Source organism: Singulisphaera acidiphila DSM 18658, from assembly GCF_000242455.2.
In the GTDB taxonomy this organism is placed as follows: domain Bacteria; phylum Planctomycetota; class Planctomycetia; order Isosphaerales; family Isosphaeraceae; genus Singulisphaera; species Singulisphaera acidiphila.
Genome location: NC_019892.1, coordinates 9,496,795 through 9,517,244, shown reverse-complemented (window position 1 = coordinate 9,517,244; position 20,450 = coordinate 9,496,795). Strand labels below are relative to the sequence as shown.

At 64.0% G+C, this 20,450-nt stretch carries 9 protein-coding genes; 4 read left to right on the top strand and 5 right to left on the bottom strand.

What is annotated here, in order from left to right; translation table 11 throughout:
* Positions 1-144: 144 nt before the first annotated feature.
* Complete coding sequence (locus SINAC_RS36650) at positions 145-1,068, top strand: SMP-30/gluconolactonase/LRE family protein (RefSeq protein ID WP_015250587.1); 924 nt, start codon at positions 145-147, stop codon at positions 1,066-1,068.
* Between the two features lie 289 nt (positions 1,069-1,357).
* Here the strand turns inward: SINAC_RS36650 and SINAC_RS36645 are convergent, their stop codons facing one another.
* The 3 genes from SINAC_RS36645 to SINAC_RS38370 all read right to left on the bottom strand — a co-directional run bounded on the left by SINAC_RS36645 (position 1,358) and on the right by SINAC_RS38370 (position 7,902).
* On the bottom strand, positions 1,358-2,854 hold the full coding sequence (locus SINAC_RS36645) for a sigma-70 family RNA polymerase sigma factor (RefSeq protein ID WP_015250586.1): 1,497 nt from the start codon (positions 2,852-2,854) through the stop codon (positions 1,358-1,360).
* A 125-nt stretch (positions 2,855-2,979) separates the two neighbouring features.
* The gene (locus SINAC_RS36640; RefSeq protein ID WP_015250585.1) at positions 2,980-5,052 is read right to left on the bottom strand and encodes a redoxin domain-containing protein; all 2,073 of its coding nucleotides are present in this window, start codon (positions 5,050-5,052) and stop codon (positions 2,980-2,982) included.
* A 591-nt stretch (positions 5,053-5,643) separates the two neighbouring features.
* Positions 5,644-7,902, bottom strand: a complete 2,259-nt coding sequence (locus SINAC_RS38370; RefSeq protein ID WP_015250584.1) for a WD40 repeat domain-containing protein — start codon at positions 7,900-7,902, stop codon at positions 5,644-5,646.
* Between the two features lie 346 nt (positions 7,903-8,248).
* Here SINAC_RS38370 and SINAC_RS36630 point away from each other — a divergent pair, with 346 nt between their 5' ends.
* The 3 genes from SINAC_RS36630 to SINAC_RS36620 all read left to right on the top strand — a co-directional run bounded on the left by SINAC_RS36630 (position 8,249) and on the right by SINAC_RS36620 (position 11,096).
* Positions 8,249-8,935, top strand: coding sequence for an RNA polymerase sigma factor (locus tag SINAC_RS36630; protein ID WP_015250583.1), 687 nt, complete (start codon positions 8,249-8,251; stop codon positions 8,933-8,935).
* A gap of 150 nt (positions 8,936-9,085) precedes the next feature.
* Positions 9,086-10,666: a serine/threonine-protein kinase gene (locus tag SINAC_RS36625; RefSeq protein WP_015250582.1), complete on the top strand. Its 1,581-nt coding sequence runs from the start codon at positions 9,086-9,088 to the stop codon at positions 10,664-10,666.
* Between the two features lie 127 nt (positions 10,667-10,793).
* Positions 10,794-11,096, top strand: coding sequence for a hypothetical protein (locus tag SINAC_RS36620; RefSeq protein WP_020467146.1), 303 nt, complete (start codon positions 10,794-10,796; stop codon positions 11,094-11,096).
* Here SINAC_RS36620 and SINAC_RS36615 read toward each other — a convergent pair.
* Both SINAC_RS36615 and SINAC_RS36610 read right to left on the bottom strand, forming a co-directional pair.
* Entirely contained in the window at positions 11,084-12,307 is a 1,224-nt protein-coding gene (locus SINAC_RS36615; protein ID WP_015250581.1) for a glycosyltransferase, read from the bottom strand. The genes SINAC_RS36620 and SINAC_RS36615 overlap by 13 nt on opposite strands.
* A 381-nt stretch (positions 12,308-12,688) precedes the next feature.
* Entirely contained in the window at positions 12,689-20,128 is a 7,440-nt protein-coding gene (locus SINAC_RS36610; RefSeq protein ID WP_015250580.1) for a beta strand repeat-containing protein, read from the bottom strand.
* Positions 20,129-20,450 lie beyond the last annotated feature (322 nt).

Sequence of the window (20,450 nt, the reverse complement as noted above, 5' to 3'; positions counted from 1 at the left end):
ATGCATGGATCGACGATCTGAGACCGACCGGATGGGAGGAATCGCATTGGTTTCCCAGCCAGCGTCGCTGAGTGCGTCTGACATCAAAGCGGATGTTGCCAACGTCCCAAGAGTTCCCCCATCAAGCCCTGGAGCCCTGGCCCGATGTTCTCAACCTTGCTGACGCTGGCCTTCGCGATATTGGCCGCCCCTGAAACGAGTTCTAGCGTCGTGGCGCCGGGGGCGACGCTCGAGAAGCTCTGGGATCAAGGGAGCTTCACCGAAGGGGGAGCCCTGGCCCAGGACGGGGCGATCCTGTTCTCCGACATCGGCGACCGGATCATGCGGTTCGATCCCGCGACGAAGGCCGTCACGGCCTTCCGCGATCCGAGCGGCCGGGCCAACGGTCTGATCTTCGACCCGCAAGGGCGGTTGATCGTCGCCGAGGGGGCGAATACCGGTGGCGGGCGGCGGGTCTCGATCACCGAACGCGACGGCAAGATTCGCACGCTGGCCGACGGCTATGAGGGGAAGCGATTCAACAGTCCGAACGACGTGGCCGTTGATCGCAAGGGGCGGGTCTACGTGTCCGACCCCCGTTATGTCGGGGACGAGCCTCGCGAGCTCGACTTCGAGGCCGTCTTCCGGATTGACCCCGATGGTCGGGTCGTCCGGCTGGAGACGACGGCCAGCAAGCCGAACGGCCTGGCGATCAGCCCCGATGGGAAAACCCTATACGTCGCCGACACCGGCCCCACCCGGCGCGTCTTGCTGGCGCTCGAACTTGGCGAGGACGGCAGCGTCGGCCCCGCTCGCGTCCTCTTCGACTTCGGCGACGGTCGCGGCATCGACGGCCTGACCGTGACCACCGACGGTCGGCTCGTCGTCACGGCCGGCAATGGGCCCAAGGGGGGGGCTTATGTCTTGACCCCCGACGGTAAGCCGGCCGGGTTCATCCCCACCCCCGAGGCCCCCTCGAACGTCGAATTCGGCGGGCCGGATCGCAAGACCCTCTACATCACCGCCGGCAAAAGCCTCTACCGGATCGAAACCACGATGGTTGGCCATCACCTCTGGCCACCGCGCTGATGGCAAACGCCGAACATCGGCAGTCAATCACGGACAATTCTTGCTCTAAACCAGAGGAACCATTATGGATCTCGGTCGTCGGCGCAGTCTTGGGGTTTCATCGGACGGGTAGGGCTTTCGCATCGTGGTATGCACCCTCGCCTGTGGACCTTGCGTACCTCCTGGTGGCCTAAGAAGTTACGGATTCGCCGAATGATGGGATAGCCATGTAACGTAGCGGTTGGTAGCAGAGGCGGGGGCAAGTCAGGGGATCTTCCTAATACGTACCCCGGCCTCTGACCGTGATTAATTAGTTTTTCTTGATATTTGCGTGTTCAAGCGTAATGACCAAGATGCCATCGCCGGCCGCGGTCTTGAAGTCTTCGGGTCGTGCTTCGGGGTGCTCGGCGGGTGCTAAGGCGATGGTGAGCCGGCCGTCCTCGATCTTGTAGATGCAGGCGGCCGTCTCGCCCTTCTCGCGCCCGTCGAGCGAGGTGAGATCGATCGCCTTGGGCGTCTTGGCTGGGTCCAGCGCAAATCTTTTCCTCCTCGCGGGTCCGCCCGAGCCGGCGCGTCCTTGACTCCCCGCCTCGACGCCCGGGATCGTGAGCTGATCGCCCTCGATGATGAACTGCATGTCCCGGACTCCGACCGCGTCCTTGCCCAAGGTTTTGCCGTTGGATTCGATCTGGACCGCATTCCACGTCCCTTGCAGTTTCGCTGTGTCATCTGCGGCAGGGTTGGCCGCGGGAACGGCGGGAGTCGAGGGCCTTTGATCCTTCGCCGGCTCGGCCTTCCTCGTCTCTTCAGGCACATCGTCCACGGGCCAGTTGGTGCCCGGTCCCGCTACGACTGCGGGAGCCGCCTGCGCGGTCTGAGTTTTGGGCGCAGTGTCTCCACTCGCGGATTGGACGCCGTAGTAAATCCCCGTCCCGCCGAGGCCGACCAGGCCGACCAGCAGGCTCGACATAGCAATCTTGGATAGGAACATCGTCTTCAGGACCTCCGCCGAAAGGGTTGCGACTTCCGCAGAAATCACGCTCGCGGCAGTCGCATGACCGGCCGAGACCAGGCATGCGGCATGCGCCGTGGAACCGACCAACTCGGCGGGTACATTCGCCGCCGAGACGTCCCGAGCTAGCAGCGCCGCCAGGGATCCGGCCGGGAGCGCCGCCCCCGGACACGACAGCTTCTTTGCCAGGATGCCCCTCGCTCTCGACAACCGGCCCGACACGGTGCCGATCGGCCAGCCGAGCTGCTCGGCCGCCTCCTTGTGGGTCTTCCCCTCGAGTTCGCACAGGACGACCGGAGCCCGGTATTTGCCGGGCAGACGGCTCAACTCGCGGTCGAGCTTGGGCAGGAGCTCGTCGAGCGGATCTCCCGGGTCCGCTCCGGGGTGGGGGGGATCGAGCACCTTGTTCTCCCATGCTTTGGCCTCCCTCGCCTTGCCGTCGAGCGCGCGCCTCCTTGCCCTGCTTGCCATCGCCTTCTTCGCCGTGAGATACGCCACTCCGTAGAGCCAGTTGCCGAGCTTCTCCCGCGGCTGGATGGATGCGGCCTTCCGTGCCAGGATCAGGAATGTGGCCTGCAAGGCGTCCTCAGCGTCGTGATGGTCCCGGAGGACTCGCCGGCACACGCCCCACACCATCGGGCCGTGGCGGAGCACGATCGCCTCGAACACGGGTTCCTCTCGCTGGGCGACGAAACGATCCAGGAGATGCCCGTCCGAGAGCTCGGCCGCGGTTCCCAACTCCAGGGGCGGTGGAAAGTCACGGCCCAACGCACTCTTGCCGCTGGTCTTCTTCAAGTCTCCCTCCAGGCGATCGTGCTGGTCCTAACCCGCTTCGGGCCCGGTTACTCCGGTTTTTTTGCATGCGGAAGGACGGGCCGTCGTTTTGTGCGAGACGTCCTCGATCGGAGCATCCCGCTTGCCTACCTCTTGGTTCGATCCTGGATCAGCGTCCATTCAAACAAGTCGGGCAGAGAATAAGCCCGGTCCGTACAGTCGTCGTGACCCACGCCGGGGAACTCCTGATACAGTGGGTGCCCACCGGCGTCCTTGATGGCCTGGACCATCTCCCGGGATTGTTGGAACGAGATCATCTTGTCGGCGTCACCGTGGAAGCACCAGCACGGCAGGTCTCGCAGCCGGGGCGCCGTCTTTGTGTTGCCGCCGTGGCACATGGGGACGATGGCTGACCATCGCTTCGGATCCGCCGCCGCCAGGCTCCACGTCCCCTGGCCTCCCATCGATACGCCCGTGAGCGCGATGCGATCCGCGTCGATGCGGTAGTCCGCCTGCACCCGGTCGAGGATGGCCAGGGCGCGTTGCCCGCCCGCAGACTCGGCCGTCCAGCCCTCTCCTTCGCGTGCCTGGGGGAAGATCACCAGGAAGGGGAAGCTGTCGGCTTTGCCGCGGATCGCCTTGGCCAGGCCGTGCTCGAGGTGCCTCTTGCCGTCCGAGCCCCGCGAACCCGCCCCGTGTAGCGAGAGGATGGCCGGGACGGCCTTCGTGCCGTCGTAGCCCTTCGGGACGAAGACCGCATACTTCGACTCGGAGCCGTCCTGGGCGCGGTACACCTTGTCAACAAAGCCGGAGGACGTCGAAGCGGATGCTGGTACACCCACGGGGGCAGCGCTCGCGTCGGCCGTCGGGGACAGGAGCTTCGCGGTCACGGGGCGCATCGCGTCCGCGGGGACATTCCGTTGGGCTGCGTCGACCAGCACGCAGACGGCATGCGAGAGCTCGTCCGCCGGCGGGGCGCCGAACCACTTCTTGCGGATGATCCCGTGGTGGTCGATGAGGTAGAGTGCCGGGTAGCCGATGATCTTCCAATCTTTTGTGATCGTCCTCTGGTCGTCGACCTGATCGCGGAAGGAACGCCAGGTCATCCCCTTCTGCTTCGCCACCTCTCGAGCCTTGGCGATGTCCTCGTCGCAGTTCACGCCGATCACGTCGAACGGCCGACCCCGGAGGGACTCGACCAGAGCCTTCTCGTGGGGGATCAGCTTCATGCACGGGTAGCACCAGGTGCCCCAGAAGTTCAGGAGCACCACCCGGCCGTGGAAGTCGTCCAGGCCGATCGGGCGGTCGTCCAGATCGACGCCGGAGAGCTCGGGCGCGGGCATGCCGATGGCGCGGGACCGCAGCTCGGCCAGGTGTCGCCTGGCTTCGAAGACGAGCTGCTCTTCCAAGTTCTGTTGCCGGTAGCGGTGCTTGCCGTCGAATTCTCTGCAAAACTGCTCATATAATGTTTCTGCTTCAGGCTGACGTTCTTCCCCGGAGGTCTGGACGGTGACCGCCAGCGCCATCTGGGCTGCGCACCGCACCCAGCGATCTTGATTCACGCGGAGGATCGCCCGCAGGTGCCGCTCGAATCGGCCGGACCATGGCAGACTTTCAGCAGCGGATCCGCCCAGGCTCTCGCAGAAGTGGCCGATGTGCGGGCTTGCGGCGTACCTCTCGGCGATGAGGTCGGCAGCCTCGCAGTAGAAGGCCGGGGGCCTGCCCCCGTCGGGCTTGTTGGTCAGCACGCAGACCGTGGCAATCAGTTGCGGCGTCTTGGGGTGATCCGGGTGCTGTCGCGCTTTGCGCAAGAGAGCTGAGGGCAGCTCTTGAAGGGAACGAGGCCGGGTGCTGGCTCGCTCGAATGCGGAGGTGATATTGCCGATGTCCGCGGTGGCGATCTGCTCGACCAACAGTTCGCCGGCTTGCTTGCCCGTCGGTGTGTTCGCGGCGCGGCCGCTCGCAACGAGGAGGGCCGATAGCCCTCCGGCCGAGCCGGGATGCTTCCGGGCCAGCTCGAGGCAACGAGCTGCGAGGCGATCCGTCGTCGCCTCATCCGCCCCGCGAGGGAGGCCACTCCACTCCGCTTGGATTGACCAGTACTCGCGAATGTCGGGGGGATGTTGCGCCCAGAGAGAAAGAGCGGTCGCCGAGACGAAGGCCGGTACCAGCAGGCCAACGGCTAGGCCGCGACGTCGATCGTTCAAGCAAGCCATCATGCGTTTCGACTCCATGGCGAATGGAAGACCTTGTAAAGATGCGATGCCGAGGCCATGTCTCGTCCCCACGCGCGGAATGGAAGCGATTCACCTCTCGACCCGGGGATTCGCCGGGCTGCGTGAGCTCGTGCCGCTGTCCGGAGACGCGTCGAAATGCATTTTGCGATGGACTTGCTGTCGGTAGCGACGGCACGGTCGCGCGGCGGCGACCGCGCTGGATGCTGTTGTTCCTGCCTCGGTCCGATGCAGGCCGTGTTCCCGGCTTCCTCATCTATTGCCAAGCAGCTTTCGGTTTCATACAGCTTTTCTTCAAAGCGTTAGCGATCTTCCGCAAGTCCGTGCCGCAAGGGGCATTTCAGGAAGAGGGGAGAATGTCATGAAGCTATGCCGCATCTCCTTGCGCCTATAGCCTCTTTCGGAATTCGGCCCAAGGCCACCCGGTAGGCACGCCTTCCAGGGTTGGCATTTTCTCATAGTGATCTGTACTGGGGGAGGCCCTGTGATGGCCTCCCCCATATAGTCCGGACATGCGGAGATTATCGCCCGATTCTTCGGCCTGATGGGAAGCCATTGAGGCACTTCTGACGAGTTTCACTGAGGCGAGACCGGTTTCCGCAGTGGGCGTTTCAGGGCGGCCTCGATCCGATCCGGGCGGTGGAGTTGCGGCCCCAGGGCCTCGGGTGTCTGGAACTCGTCGCCGACCCGCCACGCGAGGTATCGCTCGATGTTGGGCGAGCCGGTGTAGAATCCGTCGGGGTTGTACGCCAGCCAATCCTCCGCGACCGTGTCCCCCTGGCCCTGGCTTTCGGGGAACGCAAAGAGTGTGACCAGGAGCCGGCCGGTCGCGACCTCCCAGACATTCGTGGTTCCATAGCTGCCGCCACTGACCAGGAGCCGTCCGTCCGCTGAGAAGGTGATCGATTGGGTCTTCTTGAAATGGCCGACGAGCTCGGAGAGCCGTTTTCCGGTCCGCACTTCCCAGAGCACGATGGATTTGCCGCCCGTGGCCAGGATTGCGCCGTCGGGCGAAAGGGCGATGGGTCGGCCCCGGACTTGCTGGTCGGCGAATTCCGGCTTGAGCACACCCGTCCGAGTGTCCCAGAACCTCACCGGCTCGCCGAAGGTGTTGCCCATGCTGGCTGGGCACGCCGCGAGCGTCCGGCCGTCCGGACTGAGGGCAATGGACGTAATCATTCGATCATTCGTGACGGTCCCCGCCTGCGATCCGGCGGCCTTGCAGGTCCGAAGCAGCCGGCCCGTCCGCGCGTCCCAGAGGCGCGTTCCTCCATGGCCTTCACCGCAGACGAGGAGCGTTCCGTCGGCAGAGAAGGCGATGGACGTTGCTCCGCCCTCATGACCGTCCAGAGTCCGTACCACGGAGCCGGTCTCGGGATCGCGAAGCTTGATCAGGCCGTCGGCGTCTGCCGTGGCGAGCGAGGCCCCATCGGGCGTGAAAGCGATTGCCTGCACCTCGGCTGTGTGGTCCTTCAAGGACCAGGCCGGTGCCCCGGTCATGGTGTCCCAGAGGTGGACGGACCCTGAGTCGCCGGGATTCCCCCCGCCGCTGGCGACTCGGCGCCCGTCGGGCGAGAGGGCGACCGCCATGACTTGCTCGGTGGGATCGCCCAGACGGCGGAGCAAGCGGCCCGTCCGCGCGTCCCAGAGCCGGACCGCCCCCGGCCCGAGTCCCTTGGCCCCCGCCTTGAACACGCGCAAGGCGTAGCGGATGTCGCTGCTGCCCGTGGCGATGAGCGAGCCGTCCTTCGAGAGCGCGACCGAGTTCACCTGCTCCTGGTGGCCGGGCAAGCGCCAGTCCACCTTGCCATCCGGCAGACTGGTACGCTGGACCGTCTGGTCGTGGCTGCCGCTGATGAGCGCTCGGCCGTCGCGCGAGAAAGCGACGGAGGTGACGGGGCCGTCGTGGCTCGTCACGACTCGGCCCGGAGTCTCGGTCCGCAGATCGTGCCACCGGACGTCGTTCCCGATCCCGCAAGCGAGCGCCAGGCCGTCGGGTGCCAGGGCCAGGGAGAGCAGGCGTCCCGGCTCGGTCACGGTTCGCTTGAGCTGCCCGGTGGCGGCGTCCCAGAGTTTCCACTGGCTGTTGCAACCCGGGTCCCGGCCCGTGAAATAGGAGGGATCGCGACCGCGGTGGTAGGCCCAATCGCAACTTCCGTTGGCGATCGTCTTTCCATCCGGCGCGAAGGCGAGGGAGACGACCCAGTCGCAATGGCCTTCGAGGGACCGCCGCAAGTGGCCGGACGTCATGTCCCAGAGCCGGACTGTCTGATCGCCACCGCCGCTGGCGAGGGTCGCACTGTCGGGCGAGAAGGTGAGGGCGGTGACCGGGAGCGGCTGGTCCGTGAGTTGGTGTCTGAGCCTCCCGGAGGCGAGTTCCCACACCAGGATCTGTTTGTCCGTGCCGGCCGAGGCGAGCCACTTGCCGTCGGGGGAGAAGGCGATGGCGTAGGTCTCGATCTCGGTGTGCCCGGTGAGCTTTCGGAGACGCTTGCCGGACCGTACGTCGAAGGTGCTGACGAGCTTGTCCATGTGGTAACCCGCACACGCGAGACTCCGGCCATCGGGCGCAAATGCGACTCCGCGACCCCCCCCCGCGTCGATCGCCCGAAGTAAGGCGCCGGTCTTCGCGTCGTGGATGCGGACCCGCCCGTCGAAGCTGTCGACGGCGACGAGCGACCCGTCAGGTGAGACGGCGACCGAGGTCACCGAGGCCTCCGGGGCGGCCTGGAGGACCAGGGAGAGAGGGGCCGAAGGGGGCGGGGCACCGTACGAGCCACCGCCGAATGCGATCAGGCCGAGGGCCATCGACAGACAAAAGTCTCTGGGACGCATGAGTTCACTCCTGGTACCGGGGACGTGGGCGAATCGTTCAGGGGCGGCCGGGGTGCTCTTGGCACCCAGCCCTGACGAATCTTCTGCCCGCGCTCCTGGTTCACCGATCGGGCCGTTTTCGCGGACAATGCTTCCCGGCAACGGCGCGAATCGTCCCGCTCACTCCCGGCGAATTGTGCAAGGGGAAACTCTTTTGCTTTGCAAACTGCGGGATGTTAGATGTTGATGAAGGGTCGATGTCAGCGATCCTCTCTGACTCACATGTTGACGAACCCTTTTTGGATCAGCCGCCTTGTGGGGCAACGGCAGACATGGCCGATCGGTCTAACCCGATGGGACGAGCATCGTGGCTCATCACTTGTCAACTTGCTGGACGCTGTTGCGAGACGCTGCCGCCGGGGGCGAGGCGTCCCGGACGGAATTCGCGATTCGGTATACGCCGGTGGTGAGGGCCTACCTGGCCGCGCGGTGGCGGGGCTCGTTCAAGCGGCTCGGAGAGCTTGACGATGCCGTTCAGGATGTCCTCGTCGAATGCCTCAGGGATGGTGGCCTGCTCGATCGTGCGCGGGCCGATCGCCCCGGAGGGTTTCGTGCCTTTCTCTACGGCGCGGTGCGCAACGTGGCCATGCGCGTCGAGACGCGGCAGGCGCGACAGCACGCTCGGGAGTCGCAAGCCCCGATCGACCTTCAGGGCATTGCGGGGAGTGAGGACGCGCTCTCGCGGGTCTTCGACCGGGCCTGGGCTAAGGCCGTCATGCGCGAGGCGGCCGAGCGGCAATCGGAACTAGCGGCGCAACGCGGCGAGGCGGCGCTCAGACGCGTCGAGTTGCTCAGGCTCCGCTTTCACGAAGAGATGCCGATCCGCGAGATCGCCCAGCTCTGGGGCGTCGATACCCCGTCCCTCCACCACGAGTATGCGCGGGCCCGTCAAGAATTCCGGTCGGCCCTGGAACAAGTGGTCGCCCTCCACCATCCTGGGGCACCCGAGGATGTCGACCGCGAGTGTGCGCAGCTCCTCTCGCTGCTTGAGTAATGGGTTTTTTATGAAGTGTTTGGCTTGTGATGTAAGAGTCTGGTTGTAAGGTGGGCCGTGCCCTCCAAGCAGTTCTTCAAAAAATCGTGCGCGAAAACGGCCCGAGCGATGAACCAGGATTGAGAGGAAGAATCGCGAGGGCCCAGACACATGAACGACGCCGACGTTCCCAGCCGCCCCTCGGAGGGCGACGATCACGATGGTCTCCCCAACGATGCGGCCTTGCGGGCGGCCTTCGGCCCCCCCACGTCGTTGGCCATGGAAAATCGATGTGGCGAAGGCGTCTTGGAGGCCCTTCGGCCTTCCACGGGCATTACGTCGCGGGTCTTGCTGCGCGACGAGACGGACGCGCCGGCTCCCCTGGTCGGGACAGGAGAGGAGTCTCTCACCTTGGGCGGGCAGGGGCGTTACCAGGTCCTCGGCGAGATCGCACGCGGTGGGATGGGGGTCGTACTCAAGGGCCGCGACCCCGACCTCGGTCGCGACGTGGCGATGAAGGTGCTCCACCCGGGTCACGCCGACAACCCGGCGCTGGTTCGTCGGTTCATTGAGGAAGCCCAGATTGGCGGCCAACTCCAGCACCCTGGCATCCTCCCCGTCTACGAACTCGGGCTTGATGCCGGCCAGCGGCCTTTTTTTACAATGCGGCTGGTCAAAGGGCGGACCCTCGCCGCCATGTTGGATGAGCGGTCCGCCCCGACCCACGACCTCGGCCATTTCCTCGCGATTTTCGAGCAGGTCTGCCAGACCATCGCCTACGCCCATGCCCGAGGCGTGATCCACCGCGACCTCAAGCCGTCGAACATCATGGTCGGCACCTTTGGTGAGGTCCAGGTGGTCGACTGGGGGCTGTCCAAAGTCCTCGGGCAAGGTCAAGAGAGACAACCAGGCGAAGGTCTGCCGGCGGCGACCGACGAGCCGCAAGTGGCGACCGTACGAACGACCGGCGGCGGCTTGCCCTCGCGGTCAGGGGCGATCCTCGGTACGCCTTCCTATATGAGCCCGGAACAGGCACAAGGGAATACTGATGGTGTTGACGAGCAGGCCGATGTCTTTGCCTTGGGGGCAATCCTCTGCGAGATTATGACCGGTCAACCCCCTTATCACGGGAGCCGTTCCCAGATCCTCGAAGACGCGGTGGCCGGTTGTCTTGACGATGCCTTCGCCCGCCTCGATACCTGCGGTGCGGAGGGGGATCTGATTCGGATTGCCCGGCGCAGTCTCGACCCTTCACTGACCGTTCGACCTCGTCACGCAGGAGTCTTGGCACGCGAGGTCAGCGCCTTCCTCGAGTCGGTCGGCGACCGTGCCCGAGCCGCTGAGATTGCCGTGGCCGAGGCTCGGGCAACGGCCGTCGCCGAACGGAAGGCGAGGCGGCGGACCACTGTGCTCGCCTCGGCACTTGGCCTCGCCGTCATCATGGGGCTCACGTTCGCCGTTCTCGCTGAACGGGAGAGACGGGCCCGCGCTGAGCAGTCCATCGCCTCGGTCGCCGCGCTCTTTCGCAAGTCCGATTGGTTCCGCGATCAGGCCCGGCGGATCCCACCCGACCAACTTGGCACCTGGGAGCAGGCTCTTGCCCAGGTCCGGCGCACCGCCGAGATCGTCGGCGCGGGGGCGATCGACGAGGAGACCCGACAGAACGTCGCCCGTCTCCTTGAGGACTTGAGGCGCGAAGAGCAGGGGGTACGCGACCGCATGCGCCGATCCCGCCTCGAACCTCAAAAGTAATCATGATTGTTGGATTCGCTTGATTTTCCTGGGGCTGCGGGCGGGTCGCCCGCGATCCCAGGGAAGGCTGGAACACTGTCTATGTGTTTAAACAATGAATGATTTTGTGAGAATTGGAAGCATTGGATTGTGCCTTTCCTTCAGACTGATCGCCAACAGCGGCGTGCTTGGGGCTTCGCCGTCTCCGTCCCATCCGGAGCTTTTGGTCCAGGCGGGGCCGGAAGAATCAGTGACCTCCTTGGCCGTTTCGCCCGATGGTTTCTACGAGGGGTCACCGGGCATCGATCGCCACCTTGCATGGCGCGTGGGCGATGACCTCAAAACGCCCGACTCGCTCGGTCCGCAACTTCGCCGCCCAGACCGGATCGCGTCGGTGCTGCAACTTGCTGCTCCGAAACCGGACGTCCCCCTCTCGAGTCACCGGCAGTAAGCCGGTGACTGTGTTACCCGTTCAAACAGTGCGACGAGGCGGGGAAGCGTGACGTCCAGCGCATAGCGGCGGCGGATCAATTCCGTGCCTTGCAAACCGAGATGTCGGTAGGAACGTGGGTCGCGAAGGACGTCGAGTGCACGGGTTGCAAAGCCGTCCACGTCGAAGAAATCTTCGAGCAGGCCGGTCTCTCCGTCAACGATCATCTCGCGGACCGGGGCGGTGTCCGAGGCCAGGATCGTGCAGCCGCAGGCCAAGGCGTTCATGAGCGACCACGAGAGGACGAAGGGGACGGTGAGATAAATGTGAAGGTCGCTTAGGCTGAAAATGTCGACCAAGGTGGCCGTGGGTACGAGCCCGGTGAACAAGAACTTGGAGGGATCGTAGTCATCCTGGGCAAGCACATGCTCGCGAAAGGACTTGTGCTTGATTCGCTTCTCATCGCCGCCGTAGCAGATTCGGTCGCTGCCGACGACGACGAACAAGACGTCAGGGTACGCTTCATAAATTCGCTTCGCGGCTCGCATGAAGATGTCAAATCCACGCATCGACTCAAACCCGCGGCTGACGTAGGTCACAATGCGGGTCGATGCGGGGATCTTGCGGTTACCGATTCGGCGCGGTCCCCCTTCGCGGCGGCAGTAGATGTCGGTCTCGATGCCGTCAAAAATCACGTCGATCTTCGCTCGCAATTCGACCGGGAAGAGGCTGCGCTGGAATTCGGTCGGACTGTAGGCGGCCCGGCAATTGACCAGGTCGAGCAAAATCATGGCGTTGCGTGCGTGAGAACGTAACCGATCGAGCTCTCCAGGTGGAGATTCAGGCCGGAAGTCGAGGTCGGAGCCGTGAGAATGATAATAGTATTCGAAATAATTGATTATGGGGACGTCCGGGTAGAGCTCGGCGAGGAACAAGGTCGAGCCGAACCCGCTATGGCCGACGATCAGGTCGGGGCGGAGCTCCGGATGGCTTTTGCACGCGTCATGGACGCCATGGCTGCTCCAGATCGCGTTCTCGAACGTACGGCTGCAATAGTGGTTCGTCTCCCGGGCCCCCCCCGACGTCTTGTATTGGATCTTCCGTATCCCCGAGGCTTCGCCGGGTGCGACCTTCGAGAGAAACGTACACGTCCACCCCAACGTACGCACGAGGTGCCGGGCGATATGGCCGAACTGGGCCGGAAAGTTTTGGTGGACGAAGAGAACGTGCATGAGGAGGAGATCCTGGAATTGAATTAAAAAATCATGAAAATGAATTTTATTTAATGGTTGGCGGTCTGTTGCTCCAGGCTTGTAGGTTGGGCACGGCCCGCCCTTTTCGTCGATTCTCTTCAAGCGGACAGGGAACCTGCCTTGCCCTGAAAAGTTCATTCGTCCAAGAGGCGAGTGGGAAGCTGATCGCTCCCTGTCTTTGGGGGCTTGCCTTTGATCGGGTGGGAAGTCAGGACGCTGACGCTCTCTGTTCGTTTTTGGTTGGGCGGGACGAGGAGAAACTTACGTTTGTCATTCGTCTTTGGTTGGACGGGCAGGCAGGAAGCTTACGCTTCCTGCCTGCCTCGGAAGTTTCGTTGAAGTGTGTCGGCTCGGCTGTTTTTACTTGGTCAACCTCCGGGCCGCGATCTGGTTTGTCCTGGTCGCCTGGGCGGCGAGTTTGCGGAGCAAGGCGCCACGGCCCGCGAACCGGGGCGGCTGAGTGATCCGTTTGACGGCGGTGGGCGGGAGCGGATCGTTGAGGTACGTCCGTCCGTCGCCAGGCTGTTCGACGTATCGGCCTGTCGGTGCTTGAATGTTCACGATGAATGTCATCGGTGAGTTCGTCTCGGCCGGCAGGCCCGGTTCCACGAGGCCCCCTTGGACGTAGACGCGATTATAGCCGCCGTCGAGGCCGGCGGTGTCCCGATTGCCGTCGTGGTCCCAGTGGCCGAAGACGATGTCGTTGCCTTGGCCCGCCAGCACCGTCTCGGCGATCCCGTCGTCGCCGGCATCCAGGAGGTTATTCCCGGTGCCGCCGTCAATCAGGTCGAAGCCGGTGCCACCGAGGATCACGTCGGCACCGTCGTCGGGCAGCGTGTTGTCACGGACGCTGTGGGGGATGTTCGGGATCCCGTTCCCGCCGTGGAGCGTGTCGTCACCCGTTCCGCCGTAGAGCGAGTCGTCGCCGAATCCGCCCAGGATCTGGTCGTTGCCGGCGTTTCCGAACAGGAGGTCGTTGCCGGCACCGCCGAGGATTGTGTCGTTGCCGTCGCCGCCGAGGATTGTGTCGTTGCCGTCGTCGCCGTAGAGGACGTCGTCTCCGGCGTCACCCCAGATCTGGTCGTTGCCCGTACCCCCTTGCGCGGTGTCGTTGCCCGCGCCGGCGAGGATCAGGTCGTCGCCGGCATCGCCTCCGAGGCGGTCGTCGCCGTCACCGCCGAGGATCGTGTCATTGCCGTCGCCGCCGAAGAGGGTGTCGTTGCCCGCTCCGCCGTCGAGCGAATCGTTGCCGGCGCCTCCCAGGAGGATGTCGTGGCCTGCTTCGCCAAACATCTTGTCGTCGCCCGCGTCACCGACGAGGGTGTCATTGCCGTCGCCACCGAGGATCGTGTCGTTGCCATCACCGCCGTAGGCTTGGTCGTTGCCCGCTTCACCGAAGATGGAGTCGTTCCCCTCATCGCCGGAGAGGGTATCGTTACCGTCGCCGCCATGGATCAGGTCGTCCCCCCGACCGCCTTGGATCAAGTCGTTCCCCGTGCCACCGTAGAGCGAGTCGTTGCCGTCTCCTCCACTGAGCGAGTCGTCGCCGTCGTCGCCCGTGAGGAGGTCGTTGCCCGCCTCACCCAGAAGCACATCGTTACCGAGTTCACCGACGAGGGTGTCATTGCCGTCGCCACCGTGGAGCGTGTCGTTCCCACTTCCTCCGTTGAGGGAATCGTTGCCGGCCATGCCCATCAGCAGGTCGTTGCCGGCCTGGCCGAGCAGTGTGTCCGCGCCAGCGCCTCCGTCGAGGGTGTCGTTGCCGCTTCCTCCGTCGATGAAATCGTTGCCGTCATCGCCGGCGAGGTAGTCGTTGCCCGCGTCGCCGGTGATGGTGTCGTCGCCGTCACCACCAGAGACGGTGTCATCCCCGTCGCCCCCGGCGATCAAGTCGCGGCCGGCCATGCCGAGGAGCAAGTCGTTGCCGGCCTGGCCAAGCAGGGTGTCATTGCCGTCGCCGCCGTCGAGGGTATCGGCGCCATCTCCCCCATCGAGGTAGTCGTTCCCTGCGTCTCCTGCGAGGTAATCGTCGCCGGCGTTACCGGTGATGGTGTCGTCGCCGTCCCCGCCGGAGAGGGTGTCGTTGCCGTCGCCCCCGACGATCAGGTCGTTGCCACCCCGCCCGAGGATCAGGTCATTGCCGGCCTGGCCAAGCAGTGTGTCGTTGCCGTCGCTTCCGTCAAGTGCGTCGTCGCCATCTCCCCCGTCGAGGGAGTCGTTGCCTGCGTCTCCCACGAGATAGTCGTTGCCGGCCTCGCCGAAGAGGGTGTCGTTGCCGTCGCCCCCAAAGAGTGTGTCGTTGCCGAGTCCTCCGAGCAGCGAGTCGTCACCCGCATCGCCGAAGAGCGAGTCGTCGCCCGAGTCTCCATTCAGCGTGTCGTTGCCGGCACCGCCCCGCATGGTGTCGTTGCCGGGATCGGCGAAGGCGATCCCGCCGACCGTGACCGGACCGAGGAGGTCGTTGCCGTCGCCCCCGAGCAGGCTATCGTCGCCAAGGTCGCCATTGATGGTGTCGTTGCCCGCACCTCCATCGAGTGTGTCGTTGCCGTGGCCGCTGGCGATCGCGATGATGGCAAACGAGGCTCCCACCCCCGTGCCGTCGGCATCGCCCATCAGCAGGTCGTCACCCTCCCCACCGATGATCAAGTCGTTCCCCGCGCCACCGAGGAGGACGTCGGGACCAGTTCCGCCGATCAAGGTGTCATCACCAAGACCGCCGAGCAAGGTCGCGTCCGCCGAGAGGAAGTCGTTCCCTGCTCCTCCTTCGAGCTGGATGCCGATGGAGCGTTCGACGCCCGAGTCGGCCTTGATCCGGTCGTCCCCTCCGTTGCCCCGGACCTGAAGGACGTCGCTTCCCGCCGCCGAGCCGGTGATCGAGAAGCGGGTGTAGAGTCCGGTGACGTCGATCGCTGGGCCGGCCTGGGTGATCGCGATGTCGTCGGCGAGGTTCGACCCGTCGATGGTGACGATGTCTTGCGTGCCGTCGCCGGTGCCCAGGTCGATCTTGATGGCCTTGAGCTCGGTTCCCGTCAGGTCGGACACGGCGATCGTGTCGTTGCCCGCACCTGAGTTGATGTTCATTTGCTCGATGCCAGCGATGTCGAGCGTGAACGGGACGAGGTTGGTGCGATCGAACTTGATGCGTACCCCGTTGGGAGTGACTGTGAAGGCGTCGCCGGCCGATGCGCCATTGATGATGGCGATGTCGGTCCCTTCGCCCCCTTCGACGAGGTCGCTGTTGTCACCGTTGTTCCAGACGATCGTGTCGGAGCCGTCGCCCCCGAAGAGTTGGTCGTTGCCGGTGCCCCCGGTGAGCGTATCGTTTCCCTCGCCGCCATAGAGCGTGTCGTTGCCGGCCGAGCCGTTGATTGAGTCGTTTCCACGGCCGCCGTCGAGGAAGTCGGCGCCGAGGCCTCCGATGATCACATCGTCGCCGTCATCGCCGGTGATGACCAGCGCCGTTGCCACGGAACCGGCATTGATGAAGTCGTTGCCGCCCAGGCCGTGGATCGTGATGCGTTCGATCGAGCTGTAGAGATTTGAGCCGCTTGCGCCGTTGATCGACGTGGTGAGCGTACCGGGAGTCACCTCGCCCAGGATGATGATGTCGGCGAAGTCGGTGCCGTTGATGAGGATGGTGTCGTTGCCTGCGCCTCCGATGAGGGTGTTGTTGCCTGTGCCGCCGAAGAGGACGTCGTCGCCGTCGCCGCCGTCGAGGAGGTCGTCGCCGGTGCCGCCGATCAGCGTGTCGTTGCCGTCCCCGCCCAGCAGGGTGGCATCGGCCTCGAGATAGTCGTTGCCGGCCCCTCCATCGAGGATGATGCCGACCGTGCTTGAAGCGATCGAGGTCGCGATGATTCGGTCGTTGCCCGCGAGGCCGTTGATGGTCAAGCGATCGGCGACATGGGCGTTGTGAACGACGATATGGGCGGAGAGACCTTCGACGATGAGATCACCGGCAACGGCATCCACGAAGACTTCGTCGTTACCGCCCGTTCCGTCAAAGGCCGCGGCGCTCGACGCCTTGTCGGACAGGAAGACGTCGACGAGGGCAACGCCGGTATTCTTGAGGTCGCCCACTTGAAAGGTGTCGCGGCCTCCCGACGAATTCTGGAGCAAGAGCGACTGGATATCGGCGGCGTCGATTCCGGAACCAACCCTGAGGCTTGCCACGAGGCGGTTGCCTGCCCCTCGGCGCACGGTGAACGTGCTATTCGCGCCGAGGGTTTGGCTGCCGGTGAAGATCAAACGGTTTTGACCGCTGCCGCCTTCAATCAGGTCGCTGTTGTCCCCGTCACCCCAGACGAAGAAGTCGGAGCCGGCACCGCCATAGAGCGTATCGTTGCCGCTGCCGCCGGCGATGATGTCGTTGTTGTCGCCGCCATCGATCCAGTCGTCTCCCTCGTTGCCAAGAATCACGTCATCCCCGGCATATCCGAAAATCGTGTCGTTGCCGGCACCGCCGAAGATGATGTTGGCTCCCGCTGTTCCATAAATGAGGTCCGCGTTATCGCCGCCGAGGAGGGTGTCGGCCGTTGCGTCGTCCTTGTCTCCGCCCCGGAGGGTATCGTTGCCGGCACCGCCTTCAAGACGGTCGGTTCCTGCTCCGCCGTCCAGGAAATCATGGCCGGTGCCGCCGAAGAGGGTGTCGTTGCCCGCCTCGCCGTAAATGGTGTCATTGCCTGCGCCGCCGTCGAGACGGTCGTTGCCGTCCCCGCCATAGATCAGGTCGGCGCCGGGGCCGCCGTAAACCGTGTCGTTCCCGGCGCCGGCGTCGATATAGTCATTTCCGTAGTGCGAGGGGTCGGAGGCGTCGTCTTCCGGCGTGTCCGGGGCAAAGTCGCCATAAATGCGGTCATTGCCCGTACCACCGAGCAAGGTGTCGTCCCCTTCACCCCCGGTCAGTTCGTCGTCGCCCGATCCCCCGTCGAGGTAGTCATTGCCCCGACCGCCTCTGAGCGTGTCGTTGCCGCTGCCGCCGGACAGCGTCGCCGCCACGGTTCCGGCGATCAGCGTGTCGTTGCCGCTGCCGCCAGCGAAGTTGACTTGCAGGCCGACGCCGGCTGCGTCGATCACATCGTCGCCTGTGCCACCATCTCCGACGATTCGCTTGACCTTGTCATATCTTCGAGTCAGACCAAAAGCAGTTACGTAGACCGATCCGTTGTCGGGATGGTTCTCGTCGACAGCCCGGATGACAAAGACCTCGTCGATGGCGTCGGGCTTGATGAATCGTTTCGTCGCGTCCTGCCCGATGAACAGCGTGAGTGTACCGTCGCTGCTGACGCTGCCCAATTCGCCCAGATCCGGGTTGGAGTTGACCGTGGGCGTCGTCCCACCGCCATCGAGGGTTGTCGCGTTGCACTGGCCCGTAGACCACTGGTAGAGCGGTTTGCTTCGGTAGAGTCCTCGTGAGCCTGAGATCGACGTATTGTCGGCCAGGCTGAACCAGCCTCCCACGGTTTCCACGGCAGTGGTAACCCCGCTCCCGATGGCTCCCCCCGCGTTGCTCGCGGCGTTACCAAGCGAGTTGACGAAGCCCTCGACCGCCTGGGTGGGGTTTTTCATGAAGGACTTGAATCCGTCAGAAACCGTGGCACCTGCGTCGCTGAGGCCTTCAGAAATGGCTTCGCGAAAGTTACCGCCGGATACGAGGTTCCGGAGCTTGTCGGCGACAGGCGGGACCCCGAGGTTCAACGGAGGGGCGTTGAGAACCGCGATGATCTTGTCCGAGGCCTTGAGCATGAGGTCGGCCTGGTAGATCAGCGGGTTGTTGGCCAGAAGGGTTTCGACGAGCTTCGCCAGGCTCTCGAGATTGAAGTTCACGCCGACTTCGGTAAACAGGTCGGCCGTTGCCGTCAGGGTCCCGCTCCCGGCCAGCGGGCAGGATGCCAGATTCCTGAGATACGCGATGTCGGCGTTCCCTTGGGCCGGGAAATAGGCATTAACGTTGCCGTTGAGGCCGGCCGTGATCCCCGCGCGGGCCGTGACGACGTCAACGTCAGCGCCGATCGCAAAGTCGACGCCCAGCTTCATGTCCGCGTTGAAAACGCGGCGGTTGGCATTATTTCCTGCCCCGACGTAGAGCCCATCCTGTGGCTTACCGGTCGACAGGCCGCTGGCGTCGATCCCGAAGATCAAGTGGAACGAGACGTCGGGGATGTCGAAGTGAAGCTTGAAATTGACCGGAACGATTCCGATGACAAAATTTTGATTGTACAGATCATAGGATTGATTGCGGGCCACGTCGATTTTGTTGTCATACTCGAGCAGTTTGACCGAAGAGTCGCCCAGGAGCAGGCGGAAGATCCCCGAGGGGTCGTCGAGGAGCGGGATCGAGAGATCGTACTTATTTAGCTCCGACTTGAAGCTCCCGAGTGCCGAGTCGATTGCCGATTTGGACGCCGGCTTGTCGTCACGGGCCACGCTTTTCAGGTCCCCGGAAAAGGACCGCAGATCGTTTCCGCCGCCAATCGTGAAGTTCCCGACGTGGATCGTCAGCGCGGAGCCTGCCTGGAGGAACGCAAGCAAGCTCCCCACCTGGTCGACTTGGCGGACGGCATCAACAAAGGTATTGGCATAGCCTTTTACTTTTGGGTCGGTTGAGAACTGCGCTGCGGTGGAGAGGAGACCGAGGAGGTCGGGATGCTGGAGAAGCTGAAGCATCTGGCCGGCTGGTCCGGCCGCTGAGACGTCGAAGTTGCCGAGGAGCCCTTTGACCTGCTTGGAAACGTCCGCCAACATCGGAATCGGCCGGGTCAAGTAACTCGTGAAGTCGAAGACGGGCTGAGCATGCTTGAGGATCTGGTCGGCCAGAGGCGCCGCGAGGTTGTTCAGGAGCGAGCCTAACTTGAGCTGGACGTCGTTGAATTGAACGGTCGGGGCGCGCCCGAGCTGGGCTGACGTGACATTCGCGGGCAAGGGGTTGCCTTGCGAGTCGCTGAACGGCCACACGACGCGGAAGGATTGAACGACGAGCTGAAGGTTTGCGTCGGCCTGGTCGAGGGGCCTGAGCCCGGCCCTGAGGGTGAAGGCCAGGTCGGCCCCACCTCCAATCTTCGCCACGGCCGTGTACTTGTTGGCGTTGGAAATGACGCCGCCTTGCACGTCCACCGTGATCTGGGCGTTGAGGAACTGGTTCGAAGTCGTGTTGTCGATTGGGTCGGCATGCACATAGAGCGGGCCGAGCCGACCGTCGAACGAAGGGACCTCGGCTTTGAGGACACTGACGGAAAGTGTGAGCTCGGGCGTGGTTCCACCGGCGTCCAAGGCGTAATTGCTGTTGGATTTAATGATCGTCAGGTCGAGTGTGTACGTGAGATGGGCCGTCAGGGACGCTGCTGTGCTAAACCCGAGGCTAGGCAGGCCGAGGTCGATTTTGGGGACGCTCAGATCCTTCGTCCCGATGCTGTGGATGAGAATTCGGTCGCCACTGTTTGCGTATGTGACCGAGGTGTTGTTTGCCCCGAACGCGGTTTTAATCGCGGCCGTCAGGTCGCCTTGGGTCTCATTGCTTCCGTCGGCAACCGTGACTCCGGCTAAGATCTCTTTCTTCTGGACCGCCTGGTCCAGCGCCAGGCCGATCACGGGGAGAGAGGCTTGGGTCGCGAATCCGGTCAGAGTATTGTCGCGGATATTATCGAGAGCTCCGCTCAGAAACCCGCCGAAGCCGTCGTATCGCGCAAGGAGCTCGCGCTTCTCAAGGACCTCGACCATCGCCGGGCTGTAGAGTCTTCGATCTCGGGAAGCCTTCGAGGGGGATACGGCACGCGCCTTTGAACGACGGGGAGGGAACTTCATCGTGGGTATCTCCAGGTGGTGCGGCTTCAAGGGGGTGGGCGAGTCGAGGTCGCGCAAGAACTAGGTGTTCGCGAACCCATCGAATCGAAACAAGAATTGAGATTTCGAACCCCGTAACGCACTTCGAGCTTGTGAAGGGGGGGGCTGGCTCGTGAAAGTGGCGGGCCTGGCAACGCGTGCCGAGAGGTGGGAGCAAGCACGACGTGGATTATGTGGGTGCTGATTGTGCGGTTTGTAGGGAGGCGGGTGGTCTACTTCTTGGGAGGCTGGCTCGGTGCGAGGGCCAAAAGATCGGGGGCTGAGTACGCCCCCAAGTCACTCT

Bases quoted from the DNA above. Each gene is read 5' to 3' on its own strand.
- SINAC_RS36650 (WP_015250587.1), top strand. From the start codon at position 145: ATGTTCTCAACCTTGCTGACGCTGGCCTTCGCGATATTGGCCGCCCCT.
- SINAC_RS36640 (WP_015250585.1), bottom strand. From the start codon at position 5,052: ATGATGGCTTGCTTGAACGATCGACGTCGCGGCCTAGCCGTTGGCCTG.
- SINAC_RS38370 (WP_015250584.1), bottom strand. From the start codon at position 7,902: ATGCGTCCCAGAGACTTTTGTCTGTCGATGGCCCTCGGCCTGATCGCA.
- SINAC_RS36625 (WP_015250582.1), top strand. From the start codon at position 9,086: ATGAACGACGCCGACGTTCCCAGCCGCCCCTCGGAGGGCGACGATCAC.
- SINAC_RS36615 (WP_015250581.1), bottom strand. From the start codon at position 12,307: ATGCACGTTCTCTTCGTCCACCAAAACTTTCCGGCCCAGTTCGGCCAT.
- SINAC_RS36610 (WP_015250580.1), bottom strand. From the start codon at position 20,128: ATGAAGTTCCCTCCCCGTCGTTCAAAGGCGCGTGCCGTATCCCCCTCG.